This window comes from Opitutia bacterium, from assembly GCA_016217545.1.
In the GTDB taxonomy this organism is placed as follows: domain Bacteria; phylum Verrucomicrobiota; class Verrucomicrobiia; order Opitutales; family Opitutaceae; genus Didemnitutus.
In genome coordinates this window covers 255203-281588 of the sequence record JACRHT010000016.1, presented here as the reverse complement: position 1 = coordinate 281588, position 26386 = coordinate 255203, and the positions used below count along the sequence as shown (strand labels likewise).

The 26386-nt window shown below is 65.5% G+C and carries 25 protein-coding genes; 15 read left to right on the top strand and 10 right to left on the bottom strand.

Features of this window, described 5'->3' with window-relative positions; genetic code table 11:
* Window positions 1-5: 5 nt before the first annotated feature.
* From HZA32_13835 to HZA32_13805, 7 genes are all read left to right on the top strand, one after another.
* Window positions 6-350 (top strand): P-II family nitrogen regulator, encoded by a 345-nt coding sequence (locus tag HZA32_13835; protein MBI5425153.1) that lies wholly within the window; start codon window positions 6-8, stop codon window positions 348-350.
* 165 nt (window positions 351-515) lie between these two features.
* Window positions 516-1226, top strand: a complete 711-nt coding sequence (locus HZA32_13830) for a response regulator transcription factor (GenBank protein ID MBI5425152.1) — start codon at window positions 516-518, stop codon at window positions 1224-1226.
* A gap of 340 nt (window positions 1227-1566) precedes the next feature.
* Window positions 1567-3291, top strand: a complete 1725-nt coding sequence (locus HZA32_13825) for a response regulator (protein MBI5425151.1) — start codon at window positions 1567-1569, stop codon at window positions 3289-3291.
* Window positions 3292-3438: 147 nt separating this feature from the next.
* Window positions 3439-4275, top strand: a complete 837-nt coding sequence (locus HZA32_13820) for a CoA ester lyase (protein ID MBI5425150.1) — start codon at window positions 3439-3441, stop codon at window positions 4273-4275.
* Window positions 4276-4278: 3 nt separating this feature from the next.
* Complete coding sequence (locus tag HZA32_13815) at window positions 4279-4800, top strand: MaoC family dehydratase (protein MBI5425149.1); 522 nt, start codon at window positions 4279-4281, stop codon at window positions 4798-4800.
* Between the two features lie 2 nt (window positions 4801-4802).
* On the top strand, window positions 4803-5327 hold the full coding sequence (locus HZA32_13810) for a MaoC family dehydratase (GenBank protein MBI5425148.1): 525 nt from the start codon (window positions 4803-4805) through the stop codon (window positions 5325-5327).
* Window positions 5328-5359: 32 nt separating this feature from the next.
* Window positions 5360-6679, top strand: coding sequence for a right-handed parallel beta-helix repeat-containing protein (locus HZA32_13805; GenBank protein ID MBI5425147.1), 1320 nt, complete (start codon window positions 5360-5362; stop codon window positions 6677-6679).
* A 6-nt stretch (window positions 6680-6685) separates the two neighbouring features.
* On the opposite strand, the gene HZA32_13800 is transcribed toward HZA32_13805, so the two are convergent.
* From HZA32_13800 to raiA, 6 genes are all read right to left on the bottom strand, one after another.
* Window positions 6686-7897, bottom strand: a complete 1212-nt coding sequence (locus tag HZA32_13800) for an imidazolonepropionase (protein ID MBI5425146.1) — start codon at window positions 7895-7897, stop codon at window positions 6686-6688.
* Window positions 7898-8033: 136 nt separating this feature from the next.
* A complete protein-coding gene (locus HZA32_13795; protein MBI5425145.1) occupies window positions 8034-8909 on the bottom strand; it encodes a formimidoylglutamase in 876 nt (291 codons plus the stop codon).
* A 72-nt stretch (window positions 8910-8981) separates the two neighbouring features.
* Window positions 8982-10682, bottom strand: a complete 1701-nt coding sequence (gene hutU / locus HZA32_13790; GenBank protein ID MBI5425144.1) for a urocanate hydratase — start codon at window positions 10680-10682, stop codon at window positions 8982-8984.
* A gap of 11 nt (window positions 10683-10693) precedes the next feature.
* The gene (locus tag HZA32_13785; GenBank protein MBI5425143.1) at window positions 10694-11149 is read right to left on the bottom strand and encodes a GNAT family N-acetyltransferase; all 456 of its coding nucleotides are present in this window, start codon (window positions 11147-11149) and stop codon (window positions 10694-10696) included.
* A 14-nt stretch (window positions 11150-11163) separates the two neighbouring features.
* Entirely contained in the window at window positions 11164-12702 is a 1539-nt protein-coding gene (gene hutH / locus HZA32_13780; GenBank protein ID MBI5425142.1) for a histidine ammonia-lyase, read from the bottom strand.
* 210 nt (window positions 12703-12912) lie between these two features.
* Window positions 12913-13281: a ribosome-associated translation inhibitor RaiA gene (gene raiA / locus HZA32_13775; protein MBI5425141.1), complete on the bottom strand. Its 369-nt coding sequence runs from the start codon at window positions 13279-13281 to the stop codon at window positions 12913-12915.
* Window positions 13282-13484: 203 nt separating this feature from the next.
* On the opposite strand from raiA, the gene HZA32_13770 reads away from it, so the two are divergent.
* Both HZA32_13770 and HZA32_13765 read left to right on the top strand, forming a co-directional pair.
* Window positions 13485-14336 (top strand): RluA family pseudouridine synthase, encoded by an 852-nt coding sequence (locus HZA32_13770; GenBank protein ID MBI5425140.1) that lies wholly within the window; start codon window positions 13485-13487, stop codon window positions 14334-14336.
* Window positions 14337-14516: 180 nt separating this feature from the next.
* The gene (locus HZA32_13765; GenBank protein ID MBI5425139.1) at window positions 14517-16358 is read left to right on the top strand and encodes an immunoglobulin domain-containing protein; all 1842 of its coding nucleotides are present in this window, start codon (window positions 14517-14519) and stop codon (window positions 16356-16358) included.
* On the opposite strand, the gene HZA32_13760 is transcribed toward HZA32_13765, so the two are convergent.
* The gene (locus HZA32_13760; protein MBI5425138.1) at window positions 16348-17100 is read right to left on the bottom strand and encodes a M14 family metallocarboxypeptidase; all 753 of its coding nucleotides are present in this window, start codon (window positions 17098-17100) and stop codon (window positions 16348-16350) included. The two genes, HZA32_13765 and HZA32_13760, sit on opposite strands and share 11 nt — an antisense overlap.
* Before the next feature lie 121 nt (window positions 17101-17221).
* Here HZA32_13760 and HZA32_13755 point away from each other — a divergent pair, with 121 nt between their 5' ends.
* The 4 genes from HZA32_13755 to HZA32_13740 all read left to right on the top strand — a co-directional run bounded on the left by HZA32_13755 (window position 17222) and on the right by HZA32_13740 (window position 20362).
* Window positions 17222-18676: a glutamate--tRNA ligase gene (locus HZA32_13755; protein MBI5425137.1), complete on the top strand. Its 1455-nt coding sequence runs from the start codon at window positions 17222-17224 to the stop codon at window positions 18674-18676.
* Window positions 18677-18691: 15 nt separating this feature from the next.
* Entirely contained in the window at window positions 18692-19420 is a 729-nt protein-coding gene (locus tag HZA32_13750) for a hypothetical protein (GenBank protein MBI5425136.1), read from the top strand.
* Window positions 19421-19469: 49 nt separating this feature from the next.
* Window positions 19470-19925: an ATP-binding protein gene (locus HZA32_13745; protein ID MBI5425135.1), complete on the top strand. Its 456-nt coding sequence runs from the start codon at window positions 19470-19472 to the stop codon at window positions 19923-19925.
* Between the two features lie 65 nt (window positions 19926-19990).
* Window positions 19991-20362, top strand: coding sequence for a hypothetical protein (locus HZA32_13740; GenBank protein MBI5425134.1), 372 nt, complete (start codon window positions 19991-19993; stop codon window positions 20360-20362).
* Window positions 20363-20396: 34 nt separating this feature from the next.
* Here HZA32_13740 and HZA32_13735 read toward each other — a convergent pair whose 3' ends face one another.
* The gene (locus HZA32_13735) at window positions 20397-21092 is read right to left on the bottom strand and encodes a YceH family protein (GenBank protein ID MBI5425133.1); all 696 of its coding nucleotides are present in this window, start codon (window positions 21090-21092) and stop codon (window positions 20397-20399) included.
* A 243-nt stretch (window positions 21093-21335) separates the two neighbouring features.
* The gene (glnS, locus tag HZA32_13730; GenBank protein ID MBI5425132.1) at window positions 21336-23135 is read right to left on the bottom strand and encodes a glutamine--tRNA ligase; all 1800 of its coding nucleotides are present in this window, start codon (window positions 23133-23135) and stop codon (window positions 21336-21338) included.
* 177 nt (window positions 23136-23312) lie between these two features.
* Between glnS and HZA32_13725 the strand changes: the two genes are divergently transcribed.
* Together HZA32_13725 and HZA32_13720 are read left to right on the top strand one after the other, a co-directional pair.
* Window positions 23313-23906, top strand: coding sequence for a hypothetical protein (locus tag HZA32_13725; GenBank protein MBI5425131.1), 594 nt, complete (start codon window positions 23313-23315; stop codon window positions 23904-23906).
* Window positions 23903-24679 carry a hypothetical protein gene (locus HZA32_13720; protein MBI5425130.1) on the top strand — a complete coding sequence of 259 codons (777 nt, stop codon included), beginning with the start codon at window positions 23903-23905 and terminating at the stop codon, window positions 24677-24679. Before HZA32_13725 ends, HZA32_13720 begins: the two co-directional genes overlap by 4 nt.
* A 14-nt stretch (window positions 24680-24693) precedes the next feature.
* Here the strand turns inward: HZA32_13720 and HZA32_13715 are convergent, their stop codons facing one another.
* Entirely contained in the window at window positions 24694-26358 is a 1665-nt protein-coding gene (locus HZA32_13715) for a putative manganese-dependent inorganic diphosphatase (protein MBI5425129.1), read from the bottom strand.
* Window positions 26359-26386: the final 28 nt, after the last annotated feature.

Sequence of the window (26386 nt, the reverse complement as noted above, 5' to 3'; positions counted from 1 at the left end):
CGACCATGAAGCTTATCACCGCCATCATCCGCGAAGAGAAACTCGACGAGGTCCGCCAGGCCCTCATCGACGCCGAAATCGAGCGCATCACCGTGAGCCGCGTCTCCGGCCACGGCCAACAGCAGGAAATCGAATTCCAGCGCGGTCAGAAGGTCATCCCGAACCTGATTCCGCGTATCGAGATCAAGATCGCCTGCAACGACGCCTTCGAAGACATCACCGTCAACGCCATCCTGAAGGCCGCGAAGTCCGGCAAGGACGGCGAGGTCGGCGACGGCAAGATCTTCATCCAGGAACTCAAGGAGTGCATCCGCATCCGCACCGGCGAGCGCGGCGGCACCGCGATTTGACCGCCTAACGGCGTCACTGACACACACCAACACCAACAAAGGCCGCGTGGACTGCGAAGTCCGCGCGGCCTTTGCCGTTTTGCCGGACGCGTTTGAATTTGGGGGATTTCCCGATGGCACTTTGGCTTGCTCGCCGGTGTCCACGGGGAATCAATGCAAACTCGCATGAAGGCCCCATCGTCCGCCGACGGCGACAGTTCCGCTGCCGCGCCCGCTCCGTCCACTGCCCGGAAGATCCTGCTCGTCGACGACCACCCGATCACCCGGCAGGGGCTGCGCATGCTCATCAGCCAGCAGCCCGGAATGTCGGTCGTGGGCGAGTCCGACAACGCCGCCCAGGCCATGGATCTCGCCGCGAAGCTCAAGCCGGACATCGTGATCGTCGACATCGCGCTGCGCTCCGCCAACGGCATCGAGCTCACGAAAAACCTGAAAGCTCACTCGCCGGATCTGTTGATTCTGATCGTCTCGATGCACGATGAGGAGCTTTTCGCCGAGCGGGCTCTCCGCGCCGGCGCGCGCGGCTATTTGATGAAACACGAGGCGAGCGAGCGCGTGGTCGAGGCCCTCGGGAAGATCAGCACCGGAGAGCTCTACATCAGCGATCGCGTGCGCGGTCGCATGCTGTCGCGCCTCGTGAACAATCGCACCGGGGAAGTCACGTCCCCCGTCGAAAGTCTCAGCGATCGCGAGATGGAAGTCTTCCAACTCATCGGCAACGGCTACGCGACCCGCCAGATCGCGGAGCGCCTCAACTTGAGCGTGAAGACCATCGATTCCTACCGCGAACACTTGAAGCTCAAGCTGAGCCTCGAGTCCGGCGCCGAACTCGTGCGCTACGCGATTCAGTGGGTGAAGGCGCAGGACAGTGTCTGATGCGCTTGCAGGGGCTGCCCGGGCCGTCAGCGGGGAAGCTTCCAGCGGTTTGGCCGGACGGGGAAGGGCGCGCGGCGCCCGATGCTTCGTCGCGTGAATTGTCGCTAAGCCCGAGCCTACGCGGAGCAGAGTCGATGCGGGGAATTCGTCCTGCGGAAGCATCGAGCGATCGAGGTGAACTTCGCGGTGCCCGGCGTGGTGCGCGAAGGGAATCGCTTGGTGCAAATCGGGACGATTGTGCTACCGTCGCCGCGTCCGCCTCCACGTTGGTTCGCCGGAGTTGCGCCGCCGCCGTGCGCCGCTCGTCGCTTGGTTTCCACTCACGCAACCGTCCTTCCCCATGTCCGTTTCCGTGAAGCAAACGCTCGCCCAATCGCTGCCACCGACCACCGGCGCGGCTGCCGCCTCTGCGCCCGTTCGCGTGTTGGTGGTCGACGACGACGAGAACGATTTCTTCGTCGTTTCCCGGCTGCTCACCCGCAATACCTTCGCGGAATACCGCCTCGAGTGGGCCGCCAGTTACGCCGCCGGTCTCGATGCGCTCGAGCGCGGCGGTCACGACGTCGCCATCGTCGACTACCGTCTCGGCATGGAGACGGGGCTCGAACTCGTCCGGATGGCGCAGGCGAAGAACTGCGGCCTGCCCGTGATTCTGCTCACCGGCCACGACAGCCACGAGATCGACCGCGAGTCCACCCGCGCGGGTGCGGCGGATTACCTGTGCAAGAACGGCCTCACCACGGGCCAGCTCGAACGCTCGATCCGCTACGCGCTCCGCCACAGCAACACCCTGCGGGAGCTGCGCTCGAGCCAGAACCAGCTCGAGCTTTTCATGCACAATGTCCCGTGCGCCGTCGCGATCTGCGACCACGAGGGTGGAGTGCTTTTCCAGAATCGGCTCTTCGCGGAACACATGCGCGATTTCGACGGCGATTTGCGCCCCCGCGAAAGCGCCACGCCGTGGATCCTCCGGCATCAGGAGCGGTGCTGGCTCGTGACGACCTTCCCGCTCACCGTCTCGCTCGAGAGGCAGCTGCAAGGTCTCGCTGCCATCGACATCACCGAGCGCGTCCGCTCCGAGGAGGAGCGGCTCCGGCAGGCGCAGCTGCTCGACAACATCATGAAGAACCTGCCGGTCATCGTCGGCCGCCTCGACGCCTCCGGCCAGGTGCTGGAGGCGCGCGGCAAGCTCGCGCATTGCGGCATCGCCGCCGAGACGATCACCGGCGCGGTCTTCGCCGATCTTTTCCCGCAAAGCCGCGACGCGCTCGAACGCGCGCAGCGCAACGAGGAAGTGAGCTTCACGCTTCGCGGACAGGCGAACGAGCGCGAGTGGCACGCCGATTTCTACGCGGTGGGCAGTCCGGGCGCCGGCGTGACGTTCCTCGGACGCGACGTCACCGAACGCCGCTGGCTTGAGCAGCGGCTCCTCACCGTGATCGACGCCGAGCAACAGCGCATCGGCGCCGACCTGCACGACGGACTCGGCCAGAAATTGACCGGACTCGCGTGCCTCGCGACGGCGTTGCGCGACCGCCTGGCGAGCGGCGATGCGCAAAACGCCGAGCAGGCCAACCTCATCGCGGCGCTTTCGAACGACGCCACGCTCGAGTCGCGCGCGCTGGCCCGCGGTCTTTGCCCGGTGCAGTTGGAGCAGGCGGGCGGCCTGCATTCGGCGCTCACGGAACTCGTGGAAAGCACCGAGGTGATCCAGGGCGTGCGCTGTCGGTTCCGCAGCCCGCCGCAGTTTGAGTGCGACCATCTCACCGGCGTGCAGCTCTACCGCATTTCGCAGGAGGCGATCAACAACGCGCTCCGCCACAGTGCGGCGAGGAACATCGAAGTCACGCTCCTCGCGCAGGGCGGCGCGGACTTTCGCCTGACGATCGCCGACGATGGCAAGGGCTTCGACGCCGCCGCGCGGCCCTTGCGCAAGGGCGGACTGCGCCTGATGGAATACCGCGCCAACATGATCGGCGGCACCTTCGTCGTCGATTCGCAGCCCGGACTCGGCACGCGCGTGATGTGCGAGTTTTCGATCGCGGCCGATCGGACGAAAGCCTGACGCGCGCGGGCCTCCACGCGCATCCTCGCTCCGGCTGCGAGCAGGAATCCAACGAGCGCGCTGCGCGCCTCGATCGCACGCAGCGCGCACGGGCGGCGGGCCGCTTTTTGTTTCCCTCGCCGGGCAAAAGCGCTTTCAGTGGCCGCGATGTCGCACCCCCGGCTCACCTCGCTGCTGTTCACGCCCGGCACGCGTCCCGACCGTTTCGAGAAGGTCCCGACGAGCGGCGCGGACGGCATCATCATCGACTGGGAAGACGCCGTGCCGGCCGCCGACAAGGATCGCGTGCGCGGCGAGACGATTGCGTGGCTCAAGCAGCACGGGCGCGTCGGCACGCCGCCCTTTGCGACGGCGGTGCGAGTAAACGATCTGCGCTCGGCGCACGGGCGCGCCGATCTCGACGCGCTCAACGCTGCGGCTTTGCGGCTCGATGTCGTGGTGTTGCCGAAAGTCGAGTCGGCGGCCGAAGTGCGCGAAGCCGCGCGCCAGCTCTTCGGCGAACCGCGTCTCCTGTGCCTCATCGAAACGGTGCTCGGAGTGCGCCACGCGGCGGAGATCGCCGCGGCATCGACGCAGGTCGCCGCGCTGGCGTTCGGAGGGTTTGATCTCTCGGCGGAGACCGGTGGCGAGCCGACGTGGGATGCGCTGCTGTGGCCGCGCACGCAGGTCGTTCACGCCGCGACGGCGGCGGGCGTGCTGGCGCTGGATCAGCCGTTCATCGATTTGGAAAATCTGGGCGGCCTGGCCGAGGAGTGCGCGGCGGTTCGCGCGTTGGGCTTCGCCGGCAAGCTGGCGGTTCACCCGAAACAGTGCGCCGCGATCAAAGCGGCATTCCGGCCGACCGAGGCGGCGGTCGCGCGCGCGCAGCGCGTCGTCGCGGAGTTCGAGGCTGCGCGCGGGAACGTGGCCGTGATCGATGGTCAGATGATCGACGTGCCGATGTATCGCTCGGCGCAACGTGTGCTCGCGCGCGCCGGAGCCTGAAACATGAACGCGTTTTCCGCTTACGTCGCCACCGGTCCGCAGCGCTTTCGCGAGCGCTTCGGGCTGGATTTCGAGCAGTTCGCGGTGGGGCAGAAGTTCAAGCATCGCCCCGGCGTCACGCTGTCGCAGCAGGACAGCCGCGACGAGTGCCTCGACACGCTGAACCAGCAGATGCTGCATTTCGACGAGCAGTTCGCCGCGCACGGCGAATGGAAGAAATGCCTGATGGACTCGACGCTCACGACCAAGGTCGTGCTTGGCATGACGTGGAAGACCTTCGCGAAGCGCGTCCAATTGCTCGGCTTCGACGAGATCACGCTGCCGAAGCCGACGTTCGGCGGCGATACGCTCTACGCCGAGTCGGAGATTCTCGAACACGCGGCCAATGCCGACACGCCGCACGCGGGGCTCCTCAAAGTGCGGACGCTCGGCCTGAACCAGCGCGGCGAAACGGTCGCGATCCTCGTCTGGGACGCGCTCATCGCGCGCGCCGGACACGACGATTTCACCCGCCTCGATTACTGACCATGGACCCGCGCCACGCCTCGCACGTTGAAGTCGCGCCCGGAGTTTTCCTCGAGCGCATGGGACTGTTTTTCGAGGACATCGTCGTGGGCGAGACCTACGAGCACCGGCCGGGCAAGACCTTCACGGCGGACGAAAGCATGCAGCAGACGCTGCGCTCGCTCGATCAAACCCCCGCGCTCACCGACCTGCATTTTCATGCGCAGCTCGGTCGTGGCGCGCTGCCGATCAATCCGACGCACGTGCTGGCCGTGTTGACCGGAATGATGACGAAGACGTTTTCGAAGATCGTCGCGAATCTGGCGTGGAAGAACGTGAAGTTCCACGGGCCGGTGTTGGCGGGCGACACCGTCTACGCCGAGTCGACCGTGATCGAGAAACGCGAGTCGAAGTCGCGGCCGGGGCAAGGCATCGTCCATGTCCGCACGACCGCGAAGACGCACGACGGCCGCCTCGTGTGCACGTTCGAGCGGATGATCCTGATCTACGGACGCGGGCAGGGACCCTACGACGCGGCGGGCTATTGAGTTGGCCGGCCGGCGACGCTACGGTTACGGCGATGAAACTGCTTTCGTTCGCGTTGCTCGCCGGCGCGCTGGCTGCAAGCCCGACCCTGTTCGCTGCGGACGTCGATGTCTCCGCCGTGGAGAATCTTCGCCCGGCGCTCCCGTCGATTCCCGCGCGCGTCTTCCGGCTCACCGACTTCGGGGCGGTCGGCGATGCGAAGACGATGAACACCGCGGCTTTCGCCCGAGCCATCGCTGCGGTCGCGGAGGCAGGCGGCGGCCGGCTCGTCGTGCCCCAGGGCGTTTTCCGAACTGGACCTTTTAAGCTCTGCTCGAATCTCGATCTGCACTTGGAGGAGGGAGCCGTAATCCAAGCTCCGGCAACGTTCACCGAAGCCGGTCTGCCGGAGCCCGAGACGCTGAAAAGCCAGGCCGAGGTGCGTGCGAAGGTGGCCGTGCTCGATCCGTTGATCAGCGGCAAGAAACTCCACGATGTCGCCTTGACCGGGCCGGGGACGATCGACGGCAACGGCGCCCACTGGTGGAAATGGTCCGAGCGCGCCGCGCGCAACGCCAAGGCGACGGAGCCCAACCGGCTCGTTTACCGCCGCTCGCACCTGATCGTCATAGACGATTGCGAGCGGTTGCTCGTGGCGGACGTCACGCTGAAGAACTCTCCCATGTTTCACCTCGTGCCGAAGCGCGTCAACGACCTGACCATCGAGCGCGTGAAGGTCTTCGCTCCTTGGGACGGCTGCGCGCCGAACACCGACGCGATCGATCCGGGGCCGGGCACCAACTTTCTAATTCGCGACTGCCTGATCGACACGGGCGACGACGACATCGTCATCAAATCCGGCGGCACGAACATCCTCATCGAAAACTGCACGATCAAACACGGCCATGGCATCTCGATCGGCTCCGAGACCTCCGTGGGCGTGAAGAATATGCTGGTCCGCAATTGCACGATGGAAGGCACGGACAACGGCATTCGCATCAAGTCGATGCGCGGCGCGGGTGGCCCGGTTGAAAATATCCGCTACACCGGCATCACGATGAAGGACGTCGAGAACGCGATCGTGCTCCAACTCGACTACACCGACAACAATCGCCCCGATTTCCGCGGCGACCAGAGCAAGGTGCCGTCCATCCGGGACGTCCTCATCGACAACGTGACGATCAGTGGTTCGCGTCGCGCGGGGAAAATCATCGGCCTGCCCGACAGCCGGATTCGCGGTGTCACGCTGCGCGACGTGAAGCTCAGCGCCGAGCGCGACTTTGAAATCAAGGACGCGGAGCCACCGCTCTTCGAGCGCGTGACCAAGGACATTCGCCCGGGCGTCGCGCCGGCGGAGCGACCGGGCGAACACTGATCCTGATCAGGCGATTTTCCCGGCGCAGACGACGACGTCGACGGGATTGCCGCCGAGTTCGTAGGCGAGCTGGCGCTCGTCTTTGTGATGGAGCAGGACGAGGTCGGCGCGCTTGCCGACCTCGATCGAGCCGCGGTCGGTGAAGCCGAGGAGTTGCGCGGGATTGTAGGTCGTGGCGACGATGGCCTCCGCGGGAAGCAGGCCGCAGAAGCGCACGGCGGTCGCGATGGCCAGCGGCATCGAGTGCGTCGGCGACGAGCCGGGGTTGTAGTTCGTGGCGAGCGCGAGCGCGCCGCCGCGGTCGGCGAAGAATCCGGCTTTGGCGAAACGCTGGTCGGTGTGCAGACCGGTGCACGGAAGGATCACGCCGAAGGTGTTCGACTCGGCGAGCGCGGTCAGGCCGTCCTTGGTGGAAGCCTCGAGGTGGTCGACGCTGCGCGCGTGCAGGCGGATCGCCTCGGGAATCATGCCGAGCGGATTGAACTGATCGGCGTGCACGCGGATGGGGTGATGCTTGCGCGCTTTCTCGAAGAACCGCACGCAGGCCTCGACCGTCCAGGCTTCCTTCTCGCAGAACGCGTCGACGGCGATGTCGGGGAATTCGCGCGAGACCTCCGCGAGCATCTCTTTCGTGACCATGCGTGAGTAGTCCTCGACGTCGCCCTCGGCCGCGTGGCCGAGCAGCGCCGTGGCCACCACCGTGCCGGGCCAGTCGCTCGCGGCGCGGCGGATGGCGCGGAGCATCTTGAGTTCGTTCTCGGTGTTCAGGCCGTAGCCGCTCTTCACTTCGATGGTCGTCGTGCCGCCGCGCAGCACCTGGCCGAGTCGCTCGCGCAGGCTCGCCGCGAGCTGCTTCTGTGTGGCCTCGCGCACGGCGCGGACGGTGGCGTGAATGCCGCCGCCGGCCTTGAGGATTTCGAGATAGGGCACGCCGTTGAGCTTCTTTTCCCACTCGTCGAGACGGTCGCCCGCCCAGCAGGCGTGCGTATGGCAGTCGACGAAGCCCGGCATGAGCACGCGGCCGGCGGCGTCGATGACTTGCGCGTCGGCGGGAGCTTCGACCTTCGCGCCGACGGCGGCGATCTTGTCGTCGACCACGAGGACTTCGCCCTGCGGCAAGATGCCGAGTTCGCGAAGGGCTTTGCCCCGGCGGGGACCGGTTTGACCGGGAAGCGCGAGAGTGAGGACGCGGGCGTTGCGGATGAGGAGGGAGGACATCTTCTCGGCTGTCACTTTTCGCTGCGCCGGTAGTGGCACGCAAGTCTGTAGGGCTGGCGCTTGCCGCCGGACCGGTGTGCGGTGGCGTGTTTCGGCCCGGTGGCAAGCGCTGGTCCGACAGGAACGGGGCGAGAACTCACCGCCGAGTGAAGCCGAGCAGGAACGTGAGGAACAGGTGCGCGGCCACGCGCGCCGTGCGGCCGTCGACGTCGTGCGCGGGATTCAGCTCCATCAGGTCGAAGCAGCGCACGGTGCGGTTCGCCCCGCAGGCGCGCACCCAGCGCTCGGCGTCCGCGACGGACCAGCCGGACGGATTTAGCGCGCTGACGCCGGGAGCTTGGGCGGCGTCGAGCACGTCGAGATCGAAGCTGACGAAGAGGTGCTTCGCGCGGGGGAGCGCGACTTTGGCGCGGTCGGGATGTGTGATGCCGCCGTGCGAGGCGAACCAGCCGAAGTGCTCGCGCGAATTCACGAGCGGGCGCAGGCCGTGCACGTGGAGTTGTTTCACGCCGCAATCCTCGACGAGGCGGCGGAACGGCATGCCGGAGCCGGTGGTCTCGCGGACGTCGAGGTGGGCGTCGAAGTAGACGCCGACGGGCTTCGGAAAACGCGCCGCGACGGCGCGCACGAACGGGTAGGTGAGATCGTGGCCGCCGCCGATCGCGATGGGAAACAGGCCGGCGTCGAGCAGCGCGCCGGTGACGGCGGTGACGCGGCGATGCGTTTCCTCGAGCGAATCGGAAACCTCGACGTTGCCCGCGTCGAAGACGCGCGGGAGATCGCCGGCGGCCGGCTCGGCGGCGCCGTAGCGGCAGAGCGCCTCGCGGAAGGCGGCGGGGCCGCGCGCGGCGCCGGGGCGACCGTTGTTCATCCACACGCCCCGGTCGTCCGGGAGGCCGAGCAGGGCGACTTGGCAGCCGTCGGGGTTGTCGGTGCGGAACGTAGACGCGAAGCGAGCGCGCGAGAGATCAGCGGGCCACTGGGCGGGGATCAGGTGCGGGATGGGTTTCATCGGGCGGATTTTTGTAGGAACCTGCTGGCAGGCGGGGAGCGGGTCGCCTGCAAGCAGGCTCCTACATAAGCGTCACGGTGCTTTCATTGGGATCGGCACGTTCAAGCGTTCGGCGCAGTCTTGCGCTTGCTCGTAGCCGGCGTCGGCGTGGCGGAAGACGCCCATCATCGGGTCGTTCGTGAGCACGCGCTCGAGGCGACGCGCGGCTTCGGGCGTGCCGTCGGCGACGATGACTTGGCCGGCGTGTTGCGAGTAGCCGATGCCGACGCCACCGCCGTGGTGGAAGCTCACCCACGAGGCGCCGCTGGCGATGTTCACCATGGCGTTGAGGATGGCCCAGTCGCTGATGGCGTCCGAACCGTCCTTCATCGCTTCGGTCTCGCGGTTTGGGCTCGCGACGGAGCCGCAGTCGAGATGATCGCGGCCGATGACGATCGGCGCCTTCACGCGACCGTCGGCGACCATTTGGTTGAAGAGCAGGCCGGCGCGGTGGCGCTCGCCGAGGCCGAGCCAGCAGATGCGCGCGGGCAGGCCTTGGAACGCGACGCGTTCGCCGGCCATCTTGAGCCAGCGGTGCAGCGCCTGATCCTCCGGGAAAAGCTCCATCAGCGCACGGTCGGTCGCGGCGATGTCGGCCGGATCGCCCGAGAGCGCGACCCAGCGGAACGGACCGCGGCCGAGGCAGAATTGCGGGCGAATGTAGGCGGGGACGAAACCCGGGAAATCGAACGCGCGCTTCACGCCTTGGTTGAGCGCGTGCTGGCGGAGATTGTTGCCGTAGTCGAAGGTCTTCGCGCCGCGCGCTTGGAGCTTGAGCATCGCTTTCACGTGGCGGGCCATCGACGCGAGCGAGAGCTTCTGGTATTTCTTCGGGTCGGCTTTGCGGAGCTTGGCGGCGGTCTTGAGGTCGTAGCCGACGGGCACGTAGCCGACGAGCGGGTCGTGCGCGCTCGTCTGGTCGGTGAGGACGTCGACGGGGATTTTCCGCGCGAGGAGACGCTCGAGGAGATCGGTAATGTTGGCCACGACACCGACGCTGAGCGCCTTGCGGTGCTCGGCGTAGAGCACCGCGCGGTCGATGGCTTCGTCGAGCGACGGCGCGATCTCGTCGAGGTAGCGGTCGTGCACGCGCTTTTGCAGGCGCGACTTGTCGACGTCGGCAATGAGGCACGTGCCTTCGGCCATGGTGATGGCGAGTGGTTGAGCGCCGCCCATGCCGCCGCAGCCGCCGGTGACGCAGAGGCGTCCGGCGAGCGATCCGCCGAAGTGCTGGCGTCCGCACTCGGCGAAGGTCTCGTAGGTGCCTTGGAGAATGCCTTGCGTGCCGATGTAGATCCACGAGCCGGCGGTCATCTGGCCATACATCATGAGGCCGCGCTTCTCGAAGTCGTCGAAGCGCTCCTGCGTCGCCCATGCGGGGACGATGTTGCTGTTGGCAAGGAGGACGCGCGGGGCGTCGACGTGCGTGCGAACGACGCCGACGGGTTTGCCGGATTGGATGAGGAGCGTCTCGTCGGGCGCGAGTTTCGGCAGCGCGGCGAGGATGGCGTCGAAGCACGCCCAGTTGCGGACGGCTTTGCCACGTCCGCCGTAGACGACGAGGTCGTTCGGACGCTCGGCGACTTCCGGGTCGAGGTTGTTCTGTAACATGCGCAGCGCGGCCTCGGCGGCCCACGACTGGCAGGTGCGCATCGTGCCGCGTGGTGCGCGCACGGGGCGGGGTTTGGAGGCCGGAAGCTTTCGCGGGGATGAGGACGGTCGGGAGCGCGGCATGGGGAAGAGGGTTAGAGGAGCGCGGCGACGGAAGCCGAGGACATGCGATGGTGGGTGGCGGTCTCGGCGGTGATGCGGAAGCCGAGGCGCAAATACAGGCTTCGGGCGCGCGCGTTCTCGCGCAGGACTTGCAGCGCCACGGGCTTGCCGAGCGCGCGGGCGCGTTCGACTTCGCCTTTGATCAGGAGAGTGCCCAAACCCCGGCTGCGCCATGGGGCCGTGAGCTGAATTTCGTCGATCCAATTCTCTTCGGCGCGCTCGATCACGGCGATGAGTCCGACTGGTTCGTTGGCGATGAAGACGATGCGACTGAACTCCGGTTTCCAGCGTTCGGCGAAAAGCTGCCGCTGAAACGATTCGTCCCACGGGCCGAACTGGCGTTCGACCACGGATTGGTAGGCTTCGCGTTTCAGTTCGTAAGCCCACTCGCTGTCCGCAGGCGTGCAGGGACGAAACGATGGTTTCATCGCGAAGGGCAGAGTCAGCACAGGCGGCCGGCAGCTTTTTCTGCGGCGGCGACGAGTTGCTCGCTGCGCACGAGCGCGAGCGCGGTTTGGACATCGTCGTGGAAGAGGCGGTCGGCTTGGGCGAAGGGGATGACGCGGCGCACGGCGGCGACGGCGCCTTCGACGCCGCGGCCGGCCTTGAGCGGGCGGAGAAATTCGAGGCCTTGCGCGGAGCACATGAACTCGATGGCGAGCACAGTCTCGGTGTTCTTCACGACTTCGAGGAGCTTGGTCGCACTGATCGAGCCCATCGAGACGTGGTCTTCCTGGCCGAGCGAGGACGGGATCGAATCGACGGAGGCCGGGTGCGCGAAGACCTTGTTTTCGGAGACGAGCGCGGCGGCGGTGTATTGCGGAATCATGAAACCGGAGTTCAGGCCGGTGTCTTTCATGAGGAGCTTCGGGACCTTGAGGTCGCCGATGGTGTCGCCGTGCAGCAGCATGTAGATGCGGCGCTCGGAGATCGATGCGAGTTCGGCGGTGGCGATGGCGAGGTAGTCCATGACGAACGCCAGCGGTTCGCCGTGGAAGTTGCCGCCGCTGACGACGTCGCCGTTCTCGAAGATGAGCGGGTTGTCGGTGGCGGAGTTGATCTCGGTCTCGACGACGCTGCGTGCGTGTCCGAACGCGAGGCGCACGGCGCCGTGCACCTGCGGGACGCAGCGGAGCGAGTAGGGGTCCTGCACTTTGCCGCAGTGCGCGTGCGACGGGAGGATCGTCGATTCGGCGAGCAGGGCGCGGATGTTCTGCGCGACTTCGCGCTGGCCGGAGTGCGGACGGGCGTCGTGGATGCGCGCGTCGAACGGAGCGGCGCTGCCGCGGGCGGCTTCGAGCGTGGTGGCGGCGGCGACGTCGGCGGTCTTGAGGAGATTTTCGACGCGCAGCAGGCAATGCACGGCGTAGGCCGACATGAATTGCGTGCCGTTGATGAGTCCGAGGCCTTCCTTCGATTGGAGCTTCAGCGGCGCGAGGCCGAGGCTTTTCAGGACAGCGCGCGCGGGCTGGCGCTTGCCGCGGAAGTTCATCTCGCCGAGCCCGAGGAGCGGGAGCACGAGATGCGCGAGCGGCGCGAGATCGCCGGAGGCGCCGAGGGAGCCCTTGGTGTAGACGATCGGCAGCGCGTCTTCGTTGTAGAAGCGGATGAGATGATCGACCACTCGCGGCGTGACGCCCGACATGCCGACGGCGAGGCCGTTGACCTTGAGGAGCAACATGAGGCGAACGATCTCGGCCGGCACCTCGTCGCCGACGCCGACGGCGTGGCTGAGGATGAGGTTCTCCTGGAGCTTCTCGAGGTCGGCCGCGGGCACGCGTTGATGCGCGAGGACGCCGAAGCCGGTGTTGATGCCGTAGTGCGGCGTCGGGTCGTCGTGGAGACGGTCGACGATGGCGCGCGAGGCGCGGATGCGGCGGCGCGCGTCGGCGGTGAGCGCGAGCTGCTCGCCGCGGGCGAGGGCGCGGCGCAGACGGGACAGGGTCAGGTCGCGGCCGGAGAGGGGGAGTTTGCCGGGCATAGCGGAGGTCGTGTCATAGAAGTCCCGGCGCGGGATTTTGGAAACTGAAAAGGTCTAGGCCGTTTGGGGGATAAGTGCGGCACCGGGTGTGTGGGGCGTTTCTGCTTCTTGAGATAGCGAGGCGAGTTGAACGGCGGGAAGGAGGGGAGAGCGCAAAAAAAGAGCCCGCCGGCGGGCGGGCTCGAAAGGGTCGTGCGCTTTTGCGATTTGTCAGACGGCCTTCGGCAGCGCGACATCCTGCCATTCGACGGCGTGCGGATGGTTGCGTTTGTCCTTGGCGAGGCTGTGGCGGCGGCGGACGCAGTGGTCGAGTTTGTCGACGAGGAGATCGATGGATTTGTGGCAGTCCTCCGAATTGACGGTGGCGTTGATGTCGGGTCCGCGGAGCTGGACGTGCGCCTTGGCGATGAACTTGTGCTGTCGGTCGTGTTTGCGGTCGCACTCGAGTTCGACTTTCACGCGGACGATATGGCTCTCGTGTCGGAACAGTCGCTCCATCTTTTCTCGGACGTAGAACTTAAGGGACGGGGTCAGTTCGAGGTGGATGCCTGTAACGATCACTTCGTGGGAGCTATTCATGGGTATCCTTTCTGGTTGGGTATGGCACGGTGCAAAGTCCCTCTCTGCGGCGTGCGGTATGTCGACGAGGCCGCCCGTGTGGGCCGGCCATTCTTTCCTTGTGGGAAAGTGCTTCATTCGACACCCAGACGCATAGCTCATGCCGTCGCGGAGGCAACCTCGCGGTGTCGGTTATAACGCACAATAATTTTGAACGTCCCCGCATGTCCCCGCTTGACGACCAACCGCTCCCGCCCGCCGAGGCGCCGCTCGTGAATCCGGCCGACTTGCCCGGCTGGGTGCGGTTCGAGGACGAGCGCCTGCTGACGATCGACAAGCCCGGCTGGCTCGTCGTCCACCCGTCGAAAAACGGACCGTGGTCGAGCCTCGCGGGGGCACTGCGCGAAGGAATGGGACTGCAAACCATCCGCTTCGTCTATCGGCTCGATCGCGAGACCTCTGGAGTGATTATTCTCGCGAAGGATGAGGCGACAGGGAGCCGGCTGCAAAAGGCGATGATGAAGCGGCTCATCGGCAAGGCCTACGTGGCGATCCTCGAGGGTGAACTCACCGCGAGCACGGAAGTGAACCGCGCGCTCGGACCGGATCCCACGGCCAATGTCACCGTGAAACAGCGCGTCGTGGAATCTGGCACGGAAGGCGCGCAGGAGGCGCGGACGGTTTTTCATCCGCTGCTCGCGCGCGGCGGCTACACGCTGGTCGGCGTGGAGTTGTTCACGGGGCGAAAGCACCAAATCCGCGCCCACGCGGAATGGCTCGGGCGGCGCGTGGTGGGCGACAAGCTCTATGGACCCGATCCGTCGCTCTATCTGGAGTTCGCGGAGCACGGTTGGACGGAGCGGCACAGCGCGTTGCTGGCGCTCACGCGCCAGGCGTTGCATTGCGCGGCGATCGATTTGCGGCCGGCGCACATGGACTATTTGCTGACGGCACCGTGGCCGGCGGATTTGGCGCGTTTTGCGGAACGCCTGATGGCGCTGCCTCCGAGCGAGGCGCAGGCGCTGATTGATGCGTTTGTCGGCCGGACGTTCGCGAGCGGCACACCGCCGGCCTAGTGCGCGGGCGGGAAGTGCGCGCTTCTTTCGGACGCGCAGTTTTTCGGCAAATCGGGCCAGTCTCGGGCGTGTATTCAGGAGTCGTGGAGTGAAGCGGCCCGCGACTTATGGGCCCGAGCTGACCGACGGCTGAGTTGACTTCGTGCGACGCGGCGGTGGGCTGGGTGGGAGCGAACCCGAATGAAAGCGCGGCTGCCAGTTACCCTCAGTGCTGTGGCGATCGCAGCGATTTTCTATCTCGGCGGGCGGGTTTGGCTCGCGGAAACAGCGCCGGTCCGGGCGCGGGGCAACGATGCGTCGACGTCGACGCGAGTTTCAGAGGCGCGAGTTTCGCCCGCGGTCGCTCCGACTTCGCCTGTGGAAATTCGGAAGACTGCGGCAGCACAGGCATCGCCGTCGTTCGTGCGGATGGAGCTGAGGGAGATTTTCCCCGACGTCCCGCCCGCTGTGGCGGACTGGCGCGAATTCCGGCCGGAGCGTCTGCAAGTGGAACCGTTGCGGGGGATGCCGATCACTTTTTCGCGGAGCGCACTGAGGGACGACGGGCGATGCGTGACGTGGATCGGACGCAATGCGGCGGTTCCCGGTGCAAGTTTGGTGAGCGTGGCGCGCGCGGACGGTTTCGATGCGGTGCTGGTGATTCCGGGGGCCAGCCAATTCAGTTTCCACGCGCGCGGGAACTCGGTCGTGGTGGAGGAAAGCGCGCCGGGCGAAGAAGGCTGCGGCGTCGAGCCGGCGCAACCGGACCGGCCGGCTCCGCCGGCGCGCAGCGGAGTGATCTACCGGGCCTCGCAAGCGAGCGAAGCGGCGATCGCCGAGGTCGCGGAAGCCGTGAATGCGGTGAGCACGGCGCCGAATGTCGATGTGTTGTTTCTCTACGACACGGACTCGCTGAGCTATGCTTCGGATCGCTCGACGGATCCGGTCGGTTATCTCGAGGGTCGCAGCCGAGCGACGCTTGAGAGCGCGAATCTCGTGTTGGCGCAGAGCGGCGTCACGTCGTTTGTCTGGCGCTGGGTCGGGTTGGAGGCGTCGCGGCCCTACACGCGGACGGGCGTCCTGATCGACGATTTGCGCCAAATTTCGCCTGGCGGTGCGATCGGCGATTTCGTCGCCGACCTGCGCTATCGCTACGGCGCGGACCAAGTGATGCTGTTCATCGGCGGCAAGACCGATGCCGGCGGCTGGGCCAACATTGTGGCCAAACAAGTGCCCGTATCCGGCTCGCTCGCGTGCACGGTGATCCGCGTGAGCTCCAGCTACAAGCTGATGGCGCATGAACTCGCGCACAATTTCGGTTGCCGGCACGACCGCGCGAATTTCGGGGGCACAGGCGTGTCCACTCCGGAGGGTGACGGCTTTTGGTGTTATGGGCTGCTGTGGAACGACCCTGAAAGCGTGGGCGGCAACACGACGTCCGGCACGGTCATGTCGTATGCGAACTACATCGTGCCTTATTTCAGCAACCCGAACATCACGCTCGAGGTGACGACCGCGATGGAGGAACGGAGCGGTCCGAACCTGCCGCTGGGCACGCGCACAATCGGGTATCCCGAGTCGCATGCGAAGGCGGCCTACAACGCCCGCGTGCTGAACGACAACGCGTCATCGATCGTGAACGTGAACGCGGAACTGACACAGCCGCGAATCGTGGCGCAGCCGCAGGGAGCGAGTGTCGCGGCGGGAAGATCGCTCACGTTGTCCGTCTCGGCGGAAGGCGGTGGGTTGCTTTATCAGTGGTCGCGAAATGGCGCCGCCGTCGCCGGCGCGACCGCGGCGAGCCTGACACGGTCCTCGGTCGCGGCGAGCGATGCCGGAGACTACACGGTGAGCGTGAGCAACCGCGTTGGCTCCGTCGTGAGCAGCACCGCGTCGGTGTCCGTGACCGCGAGCGAGCCGACTCCCGCGCCGGGAGGAGGTTCTTCCGGTGGTGGCGGAGGAGGCGGCGGTGCGGCAAGCGGCGCCTTCGGTGCGCTGGCGGCCCTGTTGTTGGGCCTGCGTGCCGCGCGCGCTAAGCTGTAAGTAGACGCGTCAGCGCGTCGTGAAGCGCGGCGCAATGCGCGGCGACGCGTTGCTCGAGCGGCAGTTGCGTGGGCGATTCGAACGTGTAACTGAGCGTGGTGCGACCGTGTCGGAGATAGATCGCTTCGGGCCATTGATCGCGCAGGAGCGGATCGCTGACGGGTCGGATGATGCCGGGTGCGGCGGACTCGCGTCCGTCGATGATCGCGGCGTTCTCGATCGCGCAGTGGCGGGCGGCACCGGCGAGCGCGGCATCGGCGAGCGTCGGGCGATGGTCGGGATTTAGCTCGTAGAGGTAGAAGCCGGTCGCCTCGTAGTCTTCATGGAGGCAGAAGGCGGCGTGGAAATCCGGCTGGCGCTCCAGCCACGCGATATGGGCGCGGATTTCGGCGGAGCTCGGACGCTTGTAGTCGCGGTTGAGATCGACGCCCGCGAAGTTCTCGCGCGTGCCAAGCGCGAGGCCGGTGGGGTTGAGCACCGGGCAAATCCACCACGAGGCGCGCGCATCGAAGAAGCCGCGTTCGACGAGTTCCAACAACGCCCAGGGCGGGGCCGGCTCGTCGCCGTGCATGCCGGCGGAAACGTAGACGCGCGGCGCCTCGGGCGTCGCCTGTTTCGTGTAAGCGTTCAGCGCGTAGCCGTTGATTTCGCCAAAGCGCTCGGCAACGAAGCCGGCGCGGCGCGCGGCTGCGTCGAAGCGCGGGATGAATTCGGCGGGATCGAGCGGCAGCGGCGTGGGCATCAGCGCGCAGAGATGCCCAGAAAAGCAGCCGGGGCAATGCGCGATCGCGGGCGAGGCCGACGCGGAAGCGGGCTTGGAAATTTGTGTTCCTTCGTGTCCATTCGTGGTTCTCCTTTTTCCCATGTCGAACGTTCGTGTCCGCTTCGCACCCAGCCCGACGGGCTTCTTTCACATCGGCAGCGCCCGCACGGCGCTGTTCAACTGGCTCTACGCGCGCCACACCGGCGGCACGTTCATCCTGCGCATCGAGGACACGGACAAGGAGCGCAACAGCGAGGAGTTCCTGCGGCTGATCTACGATTCGATGACGTGGCTCGGCATGGATTGGGACGAGGGTCCCAATGCCAACGGCGTCGGCGAGCGCGGCGATTACGGTCCGTATCGCCAGAGCCAGCGCGGCGCGCTCTACGAGGAATACAAGCGGAAGCTCCTCGCCAACGGCCGCGCCTACGAGAAGGACGGCGCCATTTGGTTCAAGATGCTCGGCGAGCGCTACCGCGTGTTCGACGACCACCGCAAGAAGGAGGTCGAGAAGGTGAAGAGCGCCCCGGTCGTGATCGACGACCAGATCCGCGGCCGCGTCGAACGCATGGAGGACGAGGACTTCGTCATTTTCCGCTCCGACGGCAACCCGGTGTTCCACTTCGTGAATGTCGTCGACGACATCACGATGAAGGTCTCGCACATCATCCGCGGCGAGGATCACCTTTCCAACACGAGCAAGCACGTGCGCCTCTACGAAGGCTTCGGCGTGACGCCGCCGATCTTCGCGCACATCCCGCTCATCCTGAAGTCGCCCGAAATGGGGCAGGGCAAGATGTCGAAGCGCGACAAGGGCGCGCTGATCGAGGAATACCAGCAGCGCTTCTTCCTGCCCGAGGCGCTGGTGAACTACATCTCGCTGCTCGGCTGGAATCCGGGCGACGATCGCGAGAAGATGCCGATCAGCGAGATCGTGCGGCTCTTCGACTTGCCCGCCGTGAACAAGAGCGGCGCGAAGTTCGACCACAAGAAACTCGCGAACCTCAACATGCAGTATCTGCTGGAGTTGCCGGCGGAGAAGTTTGTATCGCTTGCGGAAAGGTATTTCACGGCGATCGGAAAATGGGCGGATGTGATGAAGTTTTCGCAGCGCGTCTTCGGCGAGCGCGAACAAGCGGCCGGAAGAGTGTTCGGATTTACTCTGAACTACTCCGCCTATTTCCGCGAAATCATGCTGCTCGCGCAGCCGAAGATTAAGTCGATCGACGAACTCGCGGCCTACACGGTCTATTTCTTCACGGACGATTTCCCCGTCGACGCGAAGGTGAAGGAGAAGCTGATGGCCAAGGGCGACCCGAAGGCGCGCCTCGCCGAGCTGATCGCGGCGTTGCCGGCGATGGATTTCTCGACCGACGCCGCCATCGAAGCGGCGCTCAAGGCGCTCGCCGAATCGAAGCAGCTTGGCTTCGGCGACTATCAAGGCATCGCGCGCCTCGCGGTCACCGGAACGAATGCCGGCCCGAGCATCACGAGCATCTTCCGCGTGCTGGGGAAGGAGCGCGTGCTGGCGCGGCTGCAGAAGTTCACGGCCTGAAGCGAGCGAGGCGCGATGAGCGAGATCTTCACTCTGGAATCGGAGGTGTCCTACTGGGACGTCGACCGCGACCAGCGGATGACGCTCGGCGGCGTGTTCAAACTCCTGCAGGAAGCCGCCATCAAGCACGCGGACGTCTACGGCCTCGGAGCCAAGGCGATGTCGGCGCTCGGCGAAAGCTGGGTGCTGAATCGCGTCGCGGCGGAGATCGCGCGCTATCCGCGCTATGAGGAGAAGGTGACCGTGCGCACGTGGTCGGCCGGCATTCGCGGGTTTCGCGGTTACCGGGATTTGCGGATCTTCTGCGGCGACGAGATCGTGGCTTCGGCTTCGACGCTGTGGCTCTACATCAACCTGCGCACGAAATCGCTGGCACGGCTGGCGCCGGAACTTGCGGAGCGTTTCCCCGTCGGGCAGGCGGAGGTCTTTCGTCCCGACCTCGACAAGTTGCGCATCGAGCCACCGGCGGCGAGCGCGCCCGCGACGGAAATCTCGCTGCGCTATTCGGACTTCGACGGCAACGCGCACCTGAACAACACCGCCTATCTCGATTGCGTGCAAACCGCGCTGAGCCGGCAGGCGATGCCCGCGCGGCCCAAGCGCGTCGAGATGCAGTTTCTCAAGGAAGTCTCGCCGGCGGTCGGGGCGGTCCAAGTGGCGCTCGAGCGGCGCGCGGATGACGCGGCCGGCTTCGCCGTGCGCAGCGGCGCGGAACTGCACGCGCAGGGCAACGTCGGATTTTGAGCCAATGAAGTCACCGGCCGAGAAGTCGATTCGGCCTACCGTTCATTTGTTGTGCGGGCTGCCCGGTTGCGGCAAGACGACGCGCGCGCGTCGCATGGCCGCCGAGCGCGGCGCGACGATTCTTGGCCACGATGAGCGCATGGTGGCGCGCCACGGCACGAACCCACCCGAAGCGGAATTCGCCGCGCTGGCGCGCGCGGTGACCGAGGAACTCTGGGGCGAGGCCGCGCAGGTCGTCGCGTCGGGGCGCGACGTGATCCTGGATTGGGGATTCTGGACGCGTGCCGAGCGGGATGCCGCGCGTCAGCGCGCGGCGGAGATCGGCGCGGCGTGCGCGCTGCATGTGGTCGCTTGCGACGACAGGGTCGCGCGCGCCCGGACGCTGGCGCGGACGGCGGCGGGAGGCGGCGTGTTGGAGATAAACGGCGCGGCGTGGGACGTATTTCATGCGCGTTTCGAACCGCCGGCGGCGGATGAGGCCGCGGTTTCGTCGCGCAGCGATTGACGCCACCCGGTTGGCGCGCTCACTACGCGCGCATGTCCACGCCCACCACTCCTGTGTCGAGCTACATGCTCTTGTTTCGCAATGCCGGGCCGGAGGCGCACGCGCACCTGACTCCCGAGGGCCGCGCGGTGCTGGCGCGGCAATGGAACGACTGGTATGACGGCCTCGCGGCGCGGCGAAAGGTCTCGCACGGCCAGCCGCTCGCGCTCGAAGGGCGCGTCGTCTCGGGAGCCACCGGTCGCGTGACCGACGGGCCGTTTGCCGAGACGAAGGAGGTCGTGGGCGGCTACATCATGCTCACGGTCGAGTCGTTCGACGAGGCGACGGAGATTGCGCGCCAATGCCCGGGATTGCCGCATGGCCTGACGGTTGAAGTGCGACCGCTCGCGGCGGTGAGCCCGGTGCTCGCGGAAGTCGCGGGGCGTCCGCCGCGGTAGGGCGGTCCCGGTGCCGGCCGGGAGTCGGCGGCGCTCACTCGAACTTCTTGCGAAACTCTTCGAACTCGCGGCGGAGGTCGGCGAGCTGCCGCTTGAGCTCGGCGTTGTCGGTTTCGAGTTGGGCGAGGCGGACGGTGTCGGAGGACAGGGGGACCACAGCGGCGGAGTCGGCTGACGGCTCGTCGGGACGGCTCGCCCTACCTGACGCTTGCGGAGGCTCGCCGGAGAGAAGGTGGGCGTAGCGCGACTCCTTCGTGCCCGGGGCGCGAGGCAGAAGGGTGACAAGCGCGGGCTGATCGGGGTTCTCGCGGTGCGCGAGGCGGCCGAGCGTCGTTTGCACGTCGGCGAGATCGGCGAACTCGTGCATGCGACCGCTGCGGCCGCGGAGTTCGCCGACGGTCTGCGGACCGCGCAGGAGCAGCAGGCAGAGCAGCGAGACTTCGGGCCGGGAGAGTTCGAGGATTTCGCGAGTCTTGTGGGCGAACTTCATCACGCGGCTGTCGCCGCCGGTGATGACGACGGCGAGGCGTTTGTCGCGCAGCTTGTCGAGGGCGCGGGTGACTTCGGGCTCGCCGAGGGCCATGACCGGCTCGCGGTTGTTGAGCTGGTTGCAGGCGTTGACTAGCGCGTTCAGCGACAGCGGGTAGTAGTCCGGCGTCGTGAGGTCCTTCTCGATGAGCGCGCCGAGCACGCGGGCTTCGATGGCGTCGAGTTGCGGGAGGGGATTCATCGGAGGCGGAGGGGAAACACTACTGAACACGAACGCACACCCGTGAACGGCGTTAAAAAGCGGAGGGCGCGGAGAGCGGTGTTTTTCGATGTCGTCACAGAGGGCACAGAGGCAAACCGGAGAGCGGGGAGGTTTGGTTTGAAACTCCGTGTGCTCGGTTCGGTTTCTCTGTGCGCTCGGTGATCTGATCGATCGAGGGGCTGTCGCCTGCAAGCAGGCTTCTACAAGGAGACAGCTGCCACTTCACTTCGCCCAAGTGTCTTTGAGCGTGATCGTGCGGTTGAAGATGAGTTTGCCGGGGGCGCTGTCCTTCGCATCGAGCGCGAAGTAGCCGAGGCGTTCGAATTGGAAGCGGTCGGTGAGCGTCGCGGCGGCGAGCGAGGACTCGAGTTTGGCGGTGACGACTTCGAGGGACTTCGGGTTCACGACCTTGAGGAAATCCTCCTCGGCGGCGGGTTCGGGGACGGTGAAGAGGCGGTCGTAGAGGCGCACCTCGGCGTCGATGCACTGCGTTGCGCTGACCCAGTGAATCGTGCCTTTGACCTTCTTGTCGGCGTTGGGCTGGCCGGAGCGCGTGTCGAGTTGGGCGGTGCAGCGGAGCTCGGTGATGGCGCCGGCGGCGTCTTTCACGATCTCGTCGAGCTTGATGATGCAGGCGTATTTCAGGCGAACTTCGCCGCCGGGTTTGAGACGGAAATACTTCGGCGGCGGAACTTCGGCGAAGTCGTCGGACTCGATGAAGACTTCGCGGGTGAGCGCGACGGTGCGCGTGGTCGGGTTTTCGTCCTGCGGGTTGTTCGTCGCCGTGCACTCAATGACTTCGCCGGGGGCGAGGTTGGTGAGGACGAGCTTGATCGGCTTGAGGACGGCGAGGCGGCGCTGCGCGGTGGCGTTGAGGTAGCCGCGAACGATGTTTTCGAAGACGGCGGCCTCGGTGACGGAGTCGGCCTTGGTGACTCCGACGCTGGTGACGAACTCGCGGAGGGCGGGCGCGGGGATGCCGCGGCGGCGGAGGCCGGAGATCGTGGGCATGCGCGGGTCGTCCCAACCGGTGACGACTTTCTCGTTCACGAGAGTCAGGAGCTTGCGCTTGGAGACGAGCGTGTAGGCGAGGTTGAGTTTCGCGAATTCGTATTGGTGCGGGAGCGGGCGCGGAAGATCGAGCGACTCGAGAATCCAGTCGTAGAGCGGGCGGTGCACCTCGAACTCGAGCGTGCAGATGGAGTGCGTAATGCCCTCGAGGTAATCGCTCAGGCAGTGCGCGTAATCGTAGAGCGGATAAATGCACCAGCCGCTGCCGGCGTGGTGGTGCGCGACGTGGCGGATGCGGTAGAGCAGCGGGTCGCGCAGCCAGACGTTGGGCGAGGCCATGTCGATCTTCGCGCGGAGCGTGCGGGCGCCGTCGGGAAATTCGCCGGCGCGCATGCGGGTGAAGAGATCGAGATTCTCGGCGACGGTGCGGTTGCGGTAGGGTGACTCGCGGCCGGGCTTGTCGGGGGCGCCACGGTATTCGTCGGTCTCCTTCGGCGTGAGGTCGCATACGTAGGCCTTGCCGCGTTTGATCAGCTCGACGGCGTAGTGATAGAGCGGCTCGAAGTAGTCGGAGGCGAAGAAAGGTTCGACCGCAGGAGCGGTCGAACCAGCTGAGAGTGGCGCAGCCGGGAGGAAAAAGTCGGGTTTGCCGTTGGAGGTGACGGCGGCGGGCGTGGCGCCCTTGGCCTTGAACCCGAGGCAGTGGTCGGCCCAGCCGTCGATCAGCCACTTCACGTCGGCGGTGATGGACTCGACGTATTCGACGTCCTCCTTGACGGGGTTCGTGTCGTCGAAGCGGAGGTTGCACTGGCCGTGGTTTTCGCGGGCGATGCCGAAGTTCAGGCAGATGGACTTGGCGTGGCCGATGTGGAGGTAGCCGTTGGGCTCGGGCGGGAAACGCGTCACGATCTTCGCGTAACGCTGCTCAGCGACGTGTTGCGCGACGATGTCGCGGACGAAATCGCTGGGAGCGGGCGCGGGCGTGGAGGGTGACGTGTTCTCGGCGGACATAGAGGGAGCACGTTGCGCAGCCGACCGCCGGGATGCAATGGAGTAGTTGTGGAAGGCTGACTCTAACTCGGCGGATTATATGCCGCTTGCGGTAAGTTCGCCTGTTTCTCAACATTCGCGCGTCGGTGTCCTCGGGGCCAAGGGGATGTCTCAAATCCGATAGACTTAACCCTAACTATGAGCACATGTCTCGAAGGTGATGACCTGCTGAAAAAAATGCCCGCTATCGCGGAAGCGGTAAATGCGTTCAAATCTGACTCTGTCCAGCTGCAAGCTTTCCAAGTTCTGATCGCGACGTTCCGAGCGACGTCGGGTTCTGAGAGAAATATTGGGCGACCTGAAATTCAAGCTTCCGCAACCACGGTGAGTGACGGTTCAATTGGAAAGAGTGACGAGCCTGGCGGGAAACCGCGCAAGAGAGCGGCCGTAGGATCACCGCGGGTATTGGGCGAGCTGGACTTGAAGCCTGACGGGAAGAAATCGCTGAAAGATTTCTGTGGAGAGAAAAGACCTTCGACCAACGAAGAACGATTTGCGGTGATTATCTACTATCTGCAAAACACGCTAGGACTGAGCGGTATCACCAGAGATCACGTTCATACCGGTTTCAAAGATATCGGAGCTAAGAGCCCGCTCGACATCGATGCTGGTCTCCGAATGACAGCGAGCCGAAAAGGATGGATCGATACCTCTAAATCCGGGGATATTCGAATGACCGTGGCGGGCGAAAATCTCGTCGAGCACGACCTGCCACCCAAGACTAAGGTATGAATCCAGCCTCAGCGGAAGTAGGCGGTCTGCTAGCCGGCATTCCGGATAGCCTGCGAATTCCACTACTGAACGCTTATCGCGAAATAGTCCGAAACTTCAGAGAGCGCAGGTGGGAACCTGCTGAGCTTAACGGGGGAAAGCTGTGCGAAATCATCTACTCTATTTTGCGCGGCTTGGTGGACGGAGCATATCCGGACGCTCCCGCCAAACCGCAAAACATGGTGGATGCTTGCCGTCAACTCGAGCAGACGGACCAAAACAAGTTTAGTCGCAGCGTGCGCATTCAAATTCCGCGCATGCTGTTGGCACTTTACGAAATTCGAAATAACCGCGGAGTGGGGCACACGGGCGGTGACGTAGATCCGAACCACATGGACGCCGCCGCCGTGCTCGGAATGTCAAAGTGGCTTTTGGCTGAACTGGTCCGTATTTTCCACTCGGTGGATACTGAAACCGCTAGGGCCACCGTCGACGCGTTGGTCGACCGAACCAACCCTGTGGTATGGGACGTAGCCGGCGTCAAACGGGTATTGCGTCCCGATTTGTCCTTCAAAGATAAGGCGCTTTTGCTCGTCTACTCACACGTTGAAGCCGTAGCCGAAGCAGAACTGTTTCGGTGGTCCGAACATTCGAATGCGGCAGTGTTTCGGCGCGATGTGCTGACGCGCGCGCACAAAGAGAAACTGATCGAATATGACCGCATGGCGCGGCGAATTCATCTTTCTCCGCTAGGGATTACTTACGTGGAATCGCTGCTGTTGCGCGTAAAATAATCCGCCAATGCAAGTCACCCCCGCATCTCTCGCAGTAAACTCGTGAGGTAGGGGATGAGTTGCTTCTTGCGGGAGACGACGCCGGGGAGGTCGAAGATCTCGTCCTGTTCGACGTGGGCGTAGGAAATTTTGCGGATGAACTCGGGCTCGCCTTTCACGATGAGGAGGGAGTTCTGCGTGTTGATGTCGGTGACGAGCAGCGCGGCGAAGTTGAGTTTCTCGGTGTCGCGTAGCTCGCCGAGGGCGGCGGCGATTTCCTTGGCGTGGGCCCAGAAGTTGTCGAAGCCGAGTTCCTCGACCTGCGAGACGGAGAAGTGCACGCCTTCCTCGTCGTAGATCTTGAAGTCGGAGCGCACGACCTTGGCGGGTGGGCTGGCGAGGATGACGGAGCCGGAACTGAAAATGAGTTCGGCGAGGGCCTTGGCCTTGATGTCGGCATGCGATTCGAGCCAGGCGAGGATGTCGGCGTCCTTGGCGGTGGAGGTCGGGCTTTGGAGGAGCAGCGTGTCGGAGATGAGGCCGGACATCATGAGGCCGGCGAGATCGGGCGTGGGCTTGAGGCCGTAGCGGCGGAAAAGGTCGGCGACGATGGTGCAGGTGGAGCCGACGGGGTCGTTGAGAAAGAAGATCGGCTGCGGCGTGGCCATCGGGGCGAGGCGATGGTGGTCGATGATTTCGGTGATCGTAACTTCGTCGGCGCCGGGGACGGCTTGGGTGAGCTCGTTGTGGTCGACGAGCACGAGGCGCGTCGGCACGGGCTTGAGCATGTCGGTCTTGGTGAGGATGCCGGCGAGGCGGCCGGTGTCGGTGAGGACCATGAACGCGGGCGCGGCGGAGCCGCCGACTTTGCGGCGGACGTCGGCGAGGCGGCTGTCGGCGTTGACGGTGGCGAAGTTTCGGTCGACGACCGGAGCGAGGCGGCTGGCGGTGCGGATGAGCCAGGCGGTGGTGGCGGTGTCGTAGGGGCTGATGAAGAGCGTTGTGCCGCGGGCGCGGGCGGCGTCAGCGATGGACGGGTGCACGCGCTTGCCGCCGGTGATGACGAGGAGACGCATGCCGAGTTCGAGGGAGCGCTGCTGGATGTCGCTGCGGTCGCCGACGACGATGATGGATTTCTCGGCGGGAATGCCTTCGGCTTGGGAAAGGCGCCAGAAGGAGGCGATGTCCATGGCGCCGATGCGAACGAAGAGTTCCTCGACGACGTCGGACTCGGTGCCGAGGTGGACGACTTCGGCGCGCAGCGTGCGGGCGATGGAGTTCAGGTCGGTGTTCACGAGCCGCATTTTCTTCGGCTCGGAGATTTGCGGAAGGAACGCGTGGGCCAGTGCGGGTGTGCTGATGGTGCCGGTGAGCTTTTGGTCGGGGCCGACGACGGGGACGACGCGGTGGCCGAAGCGATCGATGAATTCGAGGGCCTCCGCGCAGGTGGCGTTTTCGGGGAGACTGTGGACGTCCTTAACCATGACGTCCTGGACGCGCGGGTGGACGTCGGCGAGGTAGAGCGGGAGCGGCGTGTGGAAGCGCGCGAGGATGGCGTCGATGCGGGCGTTGGAGTTGCCGCAGCGGGCGGCGACGTAGCCTTTTTCGCCGCGGGCTTCCTTGAAGGCGGCGTAGGCCACCGCGGAGCAGATGGAGTCGGCGTCGGGGTTCTTGTGGCCGACGACGAAGGTCGGCGGCACGTCGGACGGGAAGGGCGGAACGGTGGGC